Origin of the sequence: Kaistia dalseonensis, assembly GCF_030814715.1 — a bacterium.
Classification (GTDB): domain Bacteria; phylum Pseudomonadota; class Alphaproteobacteria; order Rhizobiales; family Kaistiaceae; genus Kaistia; species Kaistia dalseonensis.
Map to the genome: position 1 here is coordinate 302,237 of NZ_JAUSVO010000007.1, position 14,529 is coordinate 316,765.

General features: G+C 59.1%; 9 protein-coding genes. 6 read left to right on the forward strand and 3 right to left on the reverse strand.

What is annotated here, in order from left to right:
- Window positions 1-77: 77 nt before the first annotated feature.
- From QO014_RS23220 to QO014_RS23230, 3 genes are all read left to right on the forward strand, one after another.
- On the forward strand, window positions 78-1,295 hold the full coding sequence (locus QO014_RS23220) for an MFS transporter (RefSeq protein WP_266351134.1): 1,218 nt from the start codon (window positions 78-80) through the stop codon (window positions 1,293-1,295).
- A 155-nt stretch (window positions 1,296-1,450) separates the two neighbouring features.
- Window positions 1,451-2,323: an aldo/keto reductase gene (locus QO014_RS23225; protein ID WP_266351135.1), complete on the forward strand. Its 873-nt coding sequence runs from the start codon at window positions 1,451-1,453 to the stop codon at window positions 2,321-2,323.
- A gap of 653 nt (window positions 2,324-2,976) precedes the next feature.
- Window positions 2,977-3,699, forward strand: a complete 723-nt coding sequence (locus QO014_RS23230) for a response regulator transcription factor (RefSeq protein ID WP_307259010.1) — start codon at window positions 2,977-2,979, stop codon at window positions 3,697-3,699.
- A gap of 91 nt (window positions 3,700-3,790) precedes the next feature.
- Here QO014_RS23230 and QO014_RS23235 read toward each other — a convergent pair whose 3' ends face one another.
- The 3 genes from QO014_RS23235 to QO014_RS23245 form a co-directional block, all read right to left on the reverse strand.
- Window positions 3,791-4,216, reverse strand: a complete 426-nt coding sequence (locus tag QO014_RS23235) for a hypothetical protein (protein ID WP_266351136.1) — start codon at window positions 4,214-4,216, stop codon at window positions 3,791-3,793.
- Between the two features lie 52 nt (window positions 4,217-4,268).
- Window positions 4,269-4,997 carry a hypothetical protein gene (locus tag QO014_RS23240; RefSeq protein WP_266351137.1) on the reverse strand — a complete coding sequence of 243 codons (729 nt, stop codon included), beginning with the start codon at window positions 4,995-4,997 and terminating at the stop codon, window positions 4,269-4,271.
- 174 nt (window positions 4,998-5,171) lie between these two features.
- The gene (locus QO014_RS23245) at window positions 5,172-5,627 is read right to left on the reverse strand and encodes a hypothetical protein (protein ID WP_266351138.1); all 456 of its coding nucleotides are present in this window, start codon (window positions 5,625-5,627) and stop codon (window positions 5,172-5,174) included.
- 361 nt (window positions 5,628-5,988) lie between these two features.
- On the opposite strand from QO014_RS23245, the gene QO014_RS23250 reads away from it, so the two are divergent.
- The 3 genes from QO014_RS23250 to QO014_RS23260 all read left to right on the forward strand — a co-directional run bounded on the left by QO014_RS23250 (window position 5,989) and on the right by QO014_RS23260 (window position 14,432).
- Window positions 5,989-6,969, forward strand: coding sequence for an aldo/keto reductase (locus tag QO014_RS23250; protein WP_266351139.1), 981 nt, complete (start codon window positions 5,989-5,991; stop codon window positions 6,967-6,969).
- Window positions 6,970-7,427: 458 nt separating this feature from the next.
- Window positions 7,428-11,300 carry a hypothetical protein gene (locus QO014_RS23255; protein WP_266351140.1) on the forward strand — a complete coding sequence of 1,291 codons (3,873 nt, stop codon included), beginning with the start codon at window positions 7,428-7,430 and terminating at the stop codon, window positions 11,298-11,300.
- Between the two features lie 573 nt (window positions 11,301-11,873).
- Entirely contained in the window at window positions 11,874-14,432 is a 2,559-nt protein-coding gene (locus QO014_RS23260; RefSeq protein ID WP_266351141.1) for an arylsulfatase, read from the forward strand.
- Window positions 14,433-14,529 lie beyond the last annotated feature (97 nt).

Sequence of the window (14,529 nt, forward strand, 5' to 3'; positions counted from 1 at the left end):
AACGCAAAGAATTTGCGTTAAGGCCAAGCTCGTCCTATATGCCTTAACGCTATATGGTTAGCTTTAAGGGAATCGCCATGTCGATGTCCATTGCCGGTGCGCTGAGTTCCAGCCAGCGCCGTACACTTTCGCCACGTGCCATGACGATTTTCGGAATTGTCGCGGCCGTCATCTTCTCCGCGAGCGGTGCCGCCCCGACGCCGGTTTACCGGCTCTATCAGGAGAGCCTCGGCCTGACGCCGTTCTGGCTAACATCGATCTTCGCGGTCTATGCCTTCAGCCTGCTGGCCGCGCTGCTGACCGTCGGTTCGTTGTCGGACTATGTCGGCCGTCGTCCGGTCATCTTCGCGGCGCTGATCGTCAATGCCATCGCAATGGTGCTGTTCATCGAGGCGCATTCGGCCGGTCTCCTGATCCTGGCCCGCGCAGTACAGGGCTTTGCGAGCGGCGCCGCGACGACCGCCCTCGGCGCCGCGATCCTCGATACAGCACGCAGGCGAGGGCCGCTGTTCAATAGCCTGACGGCGTTCGCCGGGTTGACGCTTGGCTCGCTCGGATCCGGCGCCCTTGTCGCGTTTGCGCCATTGCCGACCCAACTCGTCTATATCGTTCTGCTGGTCGCATCGGTCGTGCTGGCCTTGACCGTCCTGCCAATGCCCGAGACGGCGCTCGGAAAGTCGGGTGCGTTCGCCTCGTTGAGGCCCGATGTGAGGGTGCCGCCGCAGGCGCTGCGGACGTTGATACGCATTACCCCGGTGAACATTGCGGCCTGGGCGCTCGGTGGCTTCTATTTCTCGCTCATGCCGTCTCTGGTGCGCGCAGCTACGGGGTTGGGATCGCCCTTTGTCGGCGGCGCGGTGATCGCCACTATGACGATGACGGCGGCCGTCGCGGTATTCCTGCTGCGCGAGCGCCGGGCAGCTCTGCTGCTCACCATCGGCACGACGGGGCTTGTGTCGGGCATTGCGATCACCCTGGCCGGGGTCTTTTTTCAGCTGGCTGGATTGATGATGATGGGCGCACTGGTGGCAGGACTTGGATTCGGCTCGGCCTTTTCCGGCACATTCAGGACCTTGCTGCCGCTGGCGGCCGCGGGCGAACGGGCAGGCCTTCTCGCCGCCTATTATGTCCAGAGCTATCTCGCCTTTGCAGTGCCGGCGATCCTGATCGGCTTGGCGGCGCCCGCACTTGGCCTGACCCATGCGACCTATCTCTATGGCGCCGTACTCATTGCTCTCGCGGCGGTATCGTTCTTCCTGCGCCATGAACTCGCCGAGGCGAACACGAAGCCGTGAACATCTCGGCCCTTAACGCTGTCCGGGGCGGGACCTAACTTCAGCGAGGTCGCCTGTGGCGACCCCTGCCTGCCACCCATCTTCTTGCCCGTTCAGTGCATTTCGGCCCTCGCATCGCCGATGCTGTCCGGAGCCGAGTCTCAAAGGGATCCATCATGACCAATACCATTTCCGCCGCTGCATCGGGTCAGTTCACGATCGGTGGCGATCTGACCGTCAACCGTCTCGGCTTCGGCGCCATGCGCATTACAGGGCCCGGCATCTGGGACTATCCTCCCGATATCGAGGAAGCGAAGCGCACGTTGAAGCGCGTGCCGGAGCTCGGCATCGACCTGATCGACACGGCCGATAGCTACGGCCCCTATGTCAGCGAGGATCTGATCGCCGAGGTTCTTCATCCCTACGACAAGCTCGTCATCGCCACCAAGGGTGCGTTGACGCGGCATGGTCCGAACATCTGGCGCGTGGTCGGACGCCCGGAATACCTTCGCCAATGCGTGCTCATGAGCCTGCGCCGCCTGAAGGTCGATCGGATTGATCTCTGGCAATTGCACCGGATCGATCCGGTCGTTCCGGCGAACGAACAGTTCGACGTCATCGCGCAGATGCAGAAGGAAGGGCTGATCCGCCATGTCGGCCTCTCCGAAGTATCCGTGACGGAGATCAAGGCGGCGCAGAAGTACTTCCCGGTATCGACGGTCCAGAACCAGTACAATCTCGTCGATCGCAAGAGCGAGGATGTGCTCGATTTTGCTGAGGCCAACAAGATCGGCTTTATCCCCTGGGCGCCGCTCGCCTCCGGCGGACTGGCCAAGCCGGGTTCGGCTCTGACGGATATCGCAGGCCGGCTCGGTGCCACGGCTGGCCAGGTCGCGCTCGCCTGGCTTCTGAAGCGCTCGCCGGTGATGCTCCCGATCCCCGGAACGGGCAGTGTCAAGCATCTGGAGGAGAACACCGCCGCCGCGGGACTCGTTCTGAGCGATGCTGATTTCGCCCTGCTCGACGAGCAGGGGCGCGCGGCCGCCTGAGGCTTTGGCGAGGGGCGGGGCCTGCGCCCCGCCCAGTCCGGCATCGTGGCGCACGACATCGACACACGGTTCCGGGCGCCATGGATTGGCAATCCCTTGCGGCCGAGACCGCCGTGCCGCTGCGCGATCAAGAGCCGTCGATTTTTCGATCACCGAAACACGCGAAAACGTGATGCCAGCCCGGCAGCCGCATCTGCCGGCAAAAAGGCGCGGCGGGATGATCTCGATCTGATTCGTGCCCTTGGGTGATTCGGCCTCCGGTTGTGTTCGAAAGTCTCTCTCGAGCCCTCGCCAACAAGCCGTGGGCAATCTTCGGTTGTCGAATTCCGTTCACATTGGTTAACAGAACCTAACGAATTACGCTCGATTCCGTGATTTTATCGCGGTGCATCAATGCGGTATACAACCAAAAATTGTCAAGTCATGTCAATGCGATAGCATATCTCTGGGCCAGTTGTTGATACGGCCAAAAGGAGCACAGATGATATCGTTACCGAACAAACCTATGTGTGATTTAAGTCATAGTTGTTTGTGCAAATGATGTATATTGATGGGATCAGGCAAGGTAGGCAGGGGCGTATGGGTAAATCCTATTGTCCAATCGCGACGGGGCAACTGTCATGACAGGGAAAACTGCGGACGGGAGTCGTATAATGAATAGATTTATTGAGTGTGTCGGTAATCTTAGGACCGATCAGGATCGGTACATATGGCCCGTCACGGAAGAGTTGTGGCCGGGCAGCAATCGCATTCTGATCATTGAGGGGCGGGCACTCGTGGGGGAGATGCTGGCCAGCGCGCTGAACGCTGCCATGGAGAATGCATCGATCCGCGTCATCAAGAGCTTGAATCAGGTCTATCCGCGGGATCCGCAGATTGCCGTGTTCAATTTCATGCATCGGCAGGTCGACGCGGGGGCGATCGATGCGGTCATCCGGTGTGTGGTCAGCCGGATTGGCGAGACTCCGCTCGTCATCCTGACGGACAGCGTCGATGCGCGGATCGCGGAGGTCGTGGAGCGCCACCGGGTGCGTGGCTGGGTGGCTGCCTCGTTCGGCTTCGATATCTTCGTCGCGGCGATCCGGACGGCGCTCAGCGGCGGTGCGTTCCTGCCGAGCCTGGATGGTGAAGCGGTGCTGATGGACGGGACCGAGCTTGGCGCCAATATGGTGCCGGATGTCGGCCTGACGGACCGTGAGCTGGAAGTGCTCAGGATCTTGAGACAGGGCAAGTCCAACAAGATCATCTCCTTCGAACTCAATATTTCCGAGAGCACGACGAAGGTCCACATCAGCAATATCATGCGAAAGCTGCACGTTCATAACCGCACGCAGATCGCTGTAAGAATGAGCGGGGGGACGACGCCGTCCTTTTAGTCACGATGTACCAGTCAGCTTCACTCACATAATCGGGGGAGATGCGATCTGCGTCTCCCCCGATTTTGTTCTGCCGCTACAGCTTGAGCGGTCAGTTGCGGCCTGTCAGCCAGCGCAGGAACCACGGCGGCTTGCCATTGCCGGACGAGCCCTTGTTCGAATAGTCCATCCCGGATGATCCATTGGATGATCCTGCGAACGTTCCACCAGCACTGCCGCTGCCATTGCCGTTTCCGTTGCCGCTATAGCCGTTACCGTTGTTGCTCGTTGTATTGTTGTTGCCGTTATTGCTTCCGGTATTATTATTTCCATTGTTGTTACCGGAGTTGTTGTTTCCGTTGCCACTGCCGACATTGCCATTTCCGTTCCCATTACCTTGACCGACCGCAATCTTGATCGGGGGAACGATATAGAAATGACCGTCATCGATCAGGGGCGACATCTCGGGGCTGGCCGGGCGCACCAAGACCGCGGGTGAACGAAGAGTGTCGGGTATCTTGTCCCAGTTCATGTCCATGGCTGAAGTCCTTCCTGCCACGCGGTCAACCGACGGGTCGTGCGATTCGCCGTTACGGTGAATTGCCGTTGCCGTTGTTGTTGCCGTTGAAAGCACCAAGATTACCATTGCCGTTGAACATACCGCCATTGTTGTTGCCATTGAAAGCCCCAACATTGCCGTTGCCGCTGGTATTGCTGGAATTGCCATTGCCGTTGAAGGCGCCGATATTACCGGTTCCACCATTGAAGGCGCCGATATTACCATTGGCGTCCGGCTTTCCATTGCCGTTGACGTTGCCGTTCATCGAGCCAGTATTGAAGTTTCCGTTGAAGTTGCCACTGCGGAAACCGATGTTGCCGTTGCCATTGCCGTTGCCATTGGCAGTGCCGGCATTGCTGTTGCCATTCCAGTTGCCGCTGAAGCCACCGCGATTGCCGTTGCCATTGCCATTGCCGTTGGCGAGCCCGGAATTGTTGTTGCCGTTGGTGTTGCCGTTGGCGACGCCGGCATTGCCGTTGCCATTTCCGTTGCCGTTGCCAGCGCCGGAATTGTTGTTGCCGTTGCTGTTGCCGTTGAACGCGCCGAAATTGCCGTTGCCGTTGCCGTTGCCGTTCAGCGTGCCGGTATTGTTGCTGCCGTTATTGTTGCCGTTGCCGACGCCGACGTTACCGTTGCCATTGCCGTTGCCGCTGTTCGAGGCGGCGAAGACGGGCGCGCCCGAGATGGCGAGCAGCAGGGCTGTCGAGGCCAGGACCATACCGATGCGTCCACCGGTGACGCGCGTTCCAAGCTTGTTCATGATGTACTCCTCCAAAATCCATGACATGGCGCCAGTTTGAACGGCCCGCCCCGCGGCCTCGCCGCTCAAGCTGAATGAAGTCCCTGGGCCGATGGGTTTTCGGCCGCCCGCAGGGATCGCGATGCGGGCGGCCTTGTCGCCGCTGGCCGTCAAACCGGCCGGGCAGGGCAGCTATCAATGCTGGAAATTGCCGTTTCCGTTGCCGTTGCCGGCGCCGAAATTGCTATTGCCGTTGACGTTGCCGTTGCCGAAACCCGAATTGAGATTGCCGTTCAGGTTGCCGTTGGCGAGACCGAAATTGCGGTTGCCGTTGGCATTGCCGTTGCCGACGCCCCAATTGAGGTTGCCGTTTCCGTTGCCGTTCAGGACGCCGAAATTGCCATTGCCGTTGGCATTGCCATTGCCAAGGCCGGCATTGAGATTGCCGTTGGCATTGCCGTTAAAGGCACCGAAATTCCCGTTGCCATTGCCGTTGCCATTGAACGCGCCGGTATTGCCGTTGCCGTTCAGATTGCCGTTTCCGACGCCGACATTGCCATTGCCGTTGCCATTGCCGCTTCCCACGGAAAAGGCGCTGGCACCGGACGTCAGGGCGAGAACGAGGGCGGCTGAGACGAGAAGTGCTTTCATGATGGGTTCCTCTCCTTGCTGAAGTGAGGTGGCGATGCCGCCACATGCCGCGAGACCCTGGGATAGCCGGGGCTACCCTGGGATAGCCGAAGCAACCCTTGGGATAGCTGGGCTACCCTTGGGATAGCCGGGGCCGGCCCGCGGATTTCGCCGCAGGAGACTGTCCCGGCGGCCGCGGCCTTCCTATCTGGCAGTTCGGCCATTGGCCTATCCGCCGTCCGCGGAGCCGGACGGCCTAATCCGCCCGGCCATGATCCGGACTAGGCCTTTGTTCCCGAATGGGTCTAGACTTCGCCTAGGCATTCCGGGCGATCCACATCGCCGATCGGCCTAAACCATCCGCACGAGAGGGATCATCCAAATGGACTACACCCGACTTGGCCGCACCGGCCTCGAAGTCTCGCGCATCTGTCTCGGCTGCATGAGCTATGGCGAGCCGGACCGCGGCAACCACGCCTGGACGCTGGGGGAGGCGGAGAGCCGGCCCTTCATTCAGCGCGCGCTGGAGCTCGGCATCAATTTCTTCGATACGGCCAATGTCTATTCAGATGGCACGAGCGAGGAGATCGTCGGCCGCGCGCTGAAGGATTTCGCCCGCCGCGAAGAGGTGGTGATCGCGACCAAGGTGCATGGCCGCATGCGCCCCGGCCCGAACGGCGCCGGCCTCTCGCGCCGCGCCATCCTCTCCGAGATCGACGCCAGCCTGAAGCGAATCGGCACCGATTATGTCGATCTCTACCAGATCCACCGATTCGACTATCAGACCCCGATCGAGGAGACGCTGGAGGCGCTGAACGATGTCGTGCGCGCCGGCAAGGCGCGCTATATCGGCGCGTCCTCCATGTATGCCTGGCAGTTCGCGCAGATGCTCGCGACCTCGGAAAAGCACGGCTGGGCCCGCTTCGTCTCGATGCAGGATTATGTGAACCTGCTCTATCGCGAGGAAGAGCGCGAAATGCTGCCGCTCTGCAGGGCGGAGGGCATCGGCGTCATTCCATGGAGCCCGCTCGCGCGCGGCCGCCTGACGCGCGACTGGGACGCGGCCACCGCCCGCGCCGAGACCGACGAATTCGGCAAGACGCTCTATGCCCGCACAGAGGAGGCCGACCGCAAGGTCGTCGCCGCCGTCGCGACGATCGCCGAAAAGCGCTCGCTGCCGCGCGCCCAGATCGCGCTCGCCTGGCTGCTCTCAAAACCCGTCATCACCGCGCCGATCGTCGGCGCCACCAAGACAAGCCACCTCGAAGACGCCGTCGCCGCCCTCACAGTGAAGCTCGAGCCCGACGAAATCACCGCGCTCGAAACCCCCTATGCGCCGCATCAGGTAATGGGGTTTGCGTAAGGGGGAGGACTATCGGCGTTTCAGGTTCTGATTGAACAGCTGGGAATCCTCCCCTCCAAAGCACGGGGCTCCGTCATGGCCGCAACAGGAGCGGCCACGACGAGGCTGTCGCATTGGCATTAATTAGAGCTTCGCGCTAAGCTTTACGGTGGCGCCAGAGGGAGCGCCCGCTATCGCTTACAAGCCTAGAAACTGGGCTTTCAGGGATGGCTAGGGGGACACGATGTCTCCCTTTTGTGTGCTTGCGTCTCACGCAACGAGATAACTTGCAATAGTTTCATCTCGCGAACCCATCGCGCATGTTCTGTACACCTTAATCATTCGTACAAGGTCTACGTCGATCTCCTTGTGAATAGCGAAATTCATTATTTTGAGGAGGACGCACCAGACGTAGCACTCATGTTAAAGGTGAGATGCGCGGAACGTTTAGCAGGACGCATATCGTAAACGGGGCATGTATGTTGTTTGAAGCTGATCCTGATTTCATCGCGGGTCTCGACGACAAGACATTGGTGAGGCTCCTGAAACGCCTCGTATTATCCGAGAGCCGCCTTGCGGGGATACCGCTACGCGGGGCGGCTGTACCCTTGCAAATCACCATAGCTGACGGTGGCGAAGATGGTCGTGTCGAGTGGAACGGTGGGCAATCATCGACTGCCTATCTGCCAAGTCGATTTACTGCGTTTCAATCAAAGGCCCAAAATCTAACGGAGAGCCGTGTTCGCGATGAGGTTCTGAAGGTGGCTAAGGCACAGCCGCCGGAGCTAAGCTCGGTCATTCGTGATGTTCTTGCACGCAAGGGTGCCTATGTAATATTTTGCCGCGAACGGATGGTTACGGCAAAACGAGCAAAGCTTGTGAAAGCTATCCGTTCTGCGATCACCACGGGCGGCGGGGATCCCAGCGATGCTGCCGCGATGGAGGTCTACGACGCCAATCTGATAGCCGATTGGGTGAACACCCACCCCGCCGTCGCCTTGTGGTTAGCCTCACAACGCATGGGGCGCAACCTTGCTGGTTTCCAAACCCATGAAGCGTGGGGGCAGGTGCCTGATTTTAACTCAGCTTGGAAATCCAGTGAGGAGCCAAGGTTTGCGCCTGTAAACCGCGTCGTGCCATTAGAAGTACGAGCCGATCCGAAACGGAGCGCGTGGACCTACGAGCAAGCTGCTGAAGAGATCTTGCAATTTCTCTCCTCTGAGAAAGCAATTGTTCGGGTGTTTGGGCCATCTGGATATGGGAAATCACGTTTTACCTTTGAAGTGCTTGGCCGTACAAGCACCTTCGCTGACGAGATCGATCGAAGCTCGGTGATCTACACTGATGGCTCAATTTCAGGCGAGGAATGTGTAAAGCTTGCACTGGAGCTCGCAACTACTGGATTCCCAGCGATTCTCGTAGTCGATGAGTGCGCAGACGATCTGCACAATAAGCTCGCTAGCATCGCAGCTCGTAACAATTCGCGGCTGAGGCTAGTTACGCTCGACATCGAGACTAAGGTTCTTCAGGCGAACAATACACTTTCTGTCCGTGTCGAGAAGTCGGATGACAAACTGATTGGCGAGATTGCGAAGAGCATAGCGCCTAGCCTTAGCGATGGTGATACTCGCTTTATCACCGAGATCGCTGAGGGTTTTCCGAGCATGGCAGTGCTGGCTGCACAGCAGGATGCAGATAGTAGACAGACACTGGTGTCAGCGGAGCAAGTTCTCGACAGGATCATATGGAGCGGCAAGCAACGTGTGGCGGACGCGCAGAGAGTGTTGGAGATCGCATCGTTGTTTGAGTGGCTAGGATTGCAGGGGAGAGTGGAGAGCCAAGCTGGCTTTCTCGCCGCAGAGTTGGCACATGTCCCAGCGCCGCTATTTGTAGAACATCTCCTATCGTTCACGCCGCGTGGCATTATTTCTCAACGTGGTGACTTTGTGCAGGTTGGTCCAACACCATTGGCCGCCCGCCTTGGTCTTGCTCGGCTGTCCGTGATGACAGCAGAGCAACTAGTTCACTTCTTTAAGACGGCGCCTTCAGAGCTTCAGGCCAGCCTTCTCAAGCGTATAAAGTGGATGGACACGTCGCCAACCGCCGTGGCGTTTGCTGAGAGGCTGCTTCAGCCCGAGATGTTTGGCAACTTCGCCGCGCTCAATACGGAATTTGGTTCGAAAGCTCTTGATCGTCTGGTGCACGTTGCGCCGGACCTCGTGTCTGCAACCATCGACAGAGTGTTCGGACACCTAACTATCGAAGAATTAAAAGTTGCGCATGATGGTCATCGCCACCTCGTTTGGGCTTTGGAAAAACTTGTATTTAGGGCCCAGACATTTGAACGGTCCGCTCATTTGCTCATGAAGCTTGCGGCAGCCGAGAATGAAAACTACGGCAATAACGCTAGCGGCATATTCAAGCAGCTTTACCAGTTATACCTAAGCGGTACCGAGGCTGCCCCTGCCGCAAGGCTGTTGGTTTTAGACGATGGTCTGGCATCAACATCGGAGGCCGAACGGCGCGTTTGTGTCGATGCGCTCGGCCATATGTTGGACAGCCAGCACTATTCGCGTGGCGGCGGTGCGGAGCAGATCGGTAGTGCAGAGGCAATAGAGGACTGGCGGCCCAAGACCTATGGCGAGATCCACGATTTCTTTCGCGCCGCAGTCTCTCGTCTTACAGATATAGCGGTTAGTAATGATGTTTGCGCAAACGTCGCACAAGCCCATCTCGCGTCACACATTCGTGGGCTTTTACGCGACCTACCTAGTGCCGAAGTCAAGGCAATGATTGACAAGGTTGTACGTGTCAGAGGTTTCTGGCCCGAAGCACTGATGTCGATTTCAGATTGGCTTTACTTTGACCGTGAGAAAGGGACGCCAGCGACGATCTCTAAGGAAGTGCGCGGTATGTACGATGCATTGCTGCCAACTGATCCCGTCGAGCTTGCCATTTTATACACTCAAGGTTGGCAGGTCGACTTGCATGATCCAGACGCCAAGTATGACAGTGGAACCGATGCAAAGTATGACTTCGATTATGGGGCACGACAGGCCATCTCAACGGCACGTTTGATCGCAGCTGACGAGCTTCTCATCAAACGATCTGTGGAGCGGATTGCATGCGGTGATGGGCACGGCACGTTTGCATTTTCTAGGGAGTTGATGAAGCAAGTCAGCGACCCAAATGAGCTAATGCAAATTGCTGTTGCAGTGGCTGAGCGCAGCGAAACATCGCCAAACCGAGGCTTCTTCGGCGGATTGATTACAGGAGCAGATGATCGCGACAGTGAGCTAGCAAAGCGCCTTATCCGCTTAGCGCTGCAATCGCCCAAGCTTAAAAACGAGGCGGTAGCACTCATTGGCTCAGGCCGTTTGCAGTCTGATGATATTCAGTTGATTATCTCGCTTCTGGCATCCGCCGATATTCAACCTTTGCAATGTAGAAATCTTGGTCTTGCTCGGATAGATGAGGGCTCACTTAATCCGCTACTGGAAGAGCTTGAAAGGCATGGGAATGAGGGGCTTTGGACTATCCTCGACGTAGTTGATATGTACCTGTACGATAACAAGAACCCAGTAACGAAGAAATTGGTCGACCTAATCGAACGTGTGTTGGTAACGCCAGCTCTCATGGACGCCGTCACAAGCAAGATGGATGGCTACCACATGGAGCAGATGGTTGAGCGTTTGATAAGGCTTGGCGCCATAAGTGAGCCTTACGCAAAGAAACTCTCGAAGCAAGTTATGAGAATATGTCGACAGGGTACGGACCGGGTTTTCTATGATCTTGACGCTCCCGTCCGTAAAATACTGGAGAGCCTGATGGCTCTTTATCCTGCGACCGTATGGGCTGAGATAACGAGAAAATTAACAAGCAAATCGTGGTATGATCGCTTTTACGCCGAGCATTTGCTTGAGGCTCAGCACCTGGGCGATGATGGCGAGTATCTGGGGCGCGGGCTATCGTTTAACGTGCCGCCGCAAGTTTACATGGATTGGGTACGGGAAAAGCAGGATGCTCGCGCGGCAATGGCGGTATCATGGCTTCCTATTGCAGATAAGAACGATCGTGGGCAACTTACGTGGCATGCTGAACTTGAAGCTTTTGTCGCCGAGTTTGGCAATCAGGCTGACGTGTTAGCGGCGGTATCAAGTCGTCTGTTGCCCACGAGCTACTGGGGAGGGCTTGAGCGCTATCTTGAGCCGCTTATCCCACTCATTCAAAGCTGGTCATCGCACCCAAATGCTAACATTCGTCGCTGGGTTGCCGAGCAGCTTGATCGACTAAACAATGCTATCGCCGAGGAGAGAAAGCGTAGCGAAGAGGATGTTGTGCGCTACGGCTAGAGCCAGCAGATAAGCGCGCTATCTCAGAAACTGCAAATTTTTACAAGGGGGTATCCAATTCCCTTCGTACAGCTGTATCCCCCATGGCCCGCACATCAGTTGTGCATGTTCGGATTTCGGCACAGCGCAACGTGTTTTCTTAAGGGCCGCGGCGCACTGCATCTCAAGCGACATAAGGCGGAGTATAGGGGCTTGTCCGCAGGCGTATAACCCAGCGGACACACAGAATGCGACTTCCGACGTTGTCCGTCAGGGTGAGCATTCATCATCGGATGGATGATCCAGCGGCGATAGGCTCAACGGAGGTGTTGTCCTCAGTGAACTTTGCCCGCCGCGTGGTCACTACGTCATCCTGCAGCGGCTCCGCGCGGCGTCCGAGGCGACGACGTGCCCCCCCATCCCCCCCATCCCGCCGCAACTTCCGCGCCCAAGAATCCCGTGCTAGAAACGGCGTGTCCTGTCGGCGTTTATACTTGAGTGTCGTCGATATATTTGATCCGGATCAAAGCAATCGCCGATGAAGCGGCGTAGTTCTCAAGTTGATCGCCAAGGTCATGATATGTGGGGAACGCCATGAGCATTTCGAGGATATTGCTGGGCACGGCGGCCGCGATCGTTTCGATCGGTCTCGGCGGCGTGCTGCCGGTGTGGGCGCAGGATAATCCCGCCTTTCCGGCCGGGCGGCCTGAGGCGCTGCAGACCACGGGCGTGCCCGGCGCGCCCAACGCCACGACGACCATTGATGGCCGCGTGCTGCCCAATCCGCCTGCGCCCTTTGCCGGGCGGATCGATCTGAACGCGCTGCAATCGACGCCCTCCTGGGCGCCGCGCATCGTGCCGCCGGAGGGCGCGCCGAACATTCTCCTGATCATGACGGATGATGTCGGCTTCTCCGCGCCGTCGACCTTTGGCGGCGTGATCCCGACGCCGGCGCTGGACGAGATCGCGCAGGCGGGCCTGCGCTACACCAATTTCCATTCGACCGCGCTCTGCTCGCCGACGCGCGCCGCTCTGATCACCGGCAAGAACCATCATTCCGTCGGCTTCGGCGTGGTGTCGGAGCAATCGACCGGCTTCCCCGGCTATAACAGCGTCATCGGGCCGGAAAACGCGACGATCGGGCGGATCCTGATCGAGAACGGCTATCGCACCGCCTGGATCGGCAAGAACCACAACACGCCCGATTTCGCGCAGAGCCCGGCCGGCCCCTTCGACCAATGGCCGAACGGCATGGGCTTCGAGCATTATTATGGTTTCCAGGGCGGCGATACCAGCCAGTGGCAGCCGAACCTCTTCCTCAATACGACGCAGATCTATCCCTTCCAGAACAATCCGAAGTGGAACCTGATCACCGCGATGGCCGATGACGCCATCGACTGGATGAACACGCTGAACGACGTCAACCCGAAGATGCCGTTCTTCCTCTATTACGTGCCGGGCGGCACGCATGCGCCGCATCATCCAACCCCCGAATGGATCGACAAGATCCATGCGATGCATCTCTTCGATGGCGGCTGGAACAGCCTGCGCGACACCATCTTCGCCAATCAGAAGCGTCTCGGCGTCATCCCGCAGAGCGCCGATCTGACGCCCTGGCCGGATGGCCTTCTGAAGAACTGGGACCAGCTCGGGCCGGACGAGAAGAAGCTCTTCATCCGCCAGGCCGAGGTCTATGCCGCCTATCTCGCCTATACCGATCACGAGATCGGCCGCGTGATCCAGGCCGTGCGCGACATGGGCAAGTTCGACAACACGCTGATCATCTATATCAGCGGCGATAACGGCGCCTCCGCTGAGGGCACGCCGAACGGCACGCCGAATGAAGGGCTCGTCTTCAACGGCGTCGAGCTGCCGGTCGCCGAGCAGATGAAGTTCTATGACGCCTGGGGCACCGACAAGACCTATCCGCACATGGCGGTTCCGTGGGCCTGGGCCTTCGATACCCCCTTCAAATGGACCAAGCAGGTCGCCTCCTATTTCGGCGGCACGCGGCAGGGCGTCGCGATCTCCTGGCCCAAGGTGATCACCGACAAGGGCGGCATCCGCAACCAGTTCGCCCATGTCGTCGACATCGTGCCGACGCTGCTCGAGGTGACCGGCATTCCGGCGCCGGCGGTGGTGGACGGCGTCGCGCAGAAGCCGATCGAGGGCACGAGCCTCGCCTATACCTTCGACAAGGCCAATGCCGACGCGCCGACCCGCCATCACACGCAGTATTTCGAGATGTTCGGCATGCGGGCGCTCTGGCATGACGGCTGGATGCTCAGCACCGTTCCGCTCAACATGCCCTGGAACATGGCGAGCGCGGCGATCGCGGACCCGGCGACGGCGTTCAAATGGGAATTGTTCGACATCAACAAGGACTGGACGCAGGACCACGACGTGGCGGCGCAAAATCCGGCCAAGCTGCGCGAGATGCAGGACAGGCTCTGGACCGAGCTCGCCAGCCATCAGGTGCTGCCGCTCGACGCCTCCGTCGCATCGCGCGTGGTCGAGGCGCGCCCGGGCACCACGGCGGGACGGACGGAGTTCAGCTTCTCCGGCCGCAGGATGGTCGGCCTGCCGCGCGCGGCCGCGCCGAACGTGCTCAACACCTCTTATGTGATCAAGGCCGATATAGAGGTGCCGGCCGGCGGCGCCGAGGGCATGATCAACACGATAGGCGGCCGTTTCGGCGGCTATGGCATGTATCTGCTCAAGGGCAAGCCGGTCTTTGTGTGGAACCTGCTCGGCCTGAAGGAAGTGCGCTGGGAGGGGCCGGATGTTCTGGCGCCGGGCAAGCATACGATCGAGTTCGATTTCGCCTATGACGGCCTCGGCTTCGCGACGCTCGCCTTCAACGATACGAGCGGCGTCGGCCATGGCGGCACGGGCACGTTCAAGATCGACGGCGCGGTCGTGGCGACGCAGACGATGGATCGCACCATCCCGCTGCTGCTGCCGATCGACGAGAGTTTCGACATCGGCGCCGATACGCTGACCGGCGTCAGCGCCGACTACCAGGTGCCGTTCGATTTCACCGGCACGATCGACGATCTCAAGATCACGCTCGATCCGCCCAAGCTGACGGCGGAGCAGATCGCTAAGCTCCAGGCGGCCCTGCAGCGCAGCCTGCAGCAGGTTAACCAGTAAGCGCCCAAAGGGCGGACACGAAAAAGGGCCGCGTCCTGCGAGGGGCGCGGCCCTTTCATTTCGGGGGAGGGCGGCGGCGGCCGGCTGGAGCCGTGGC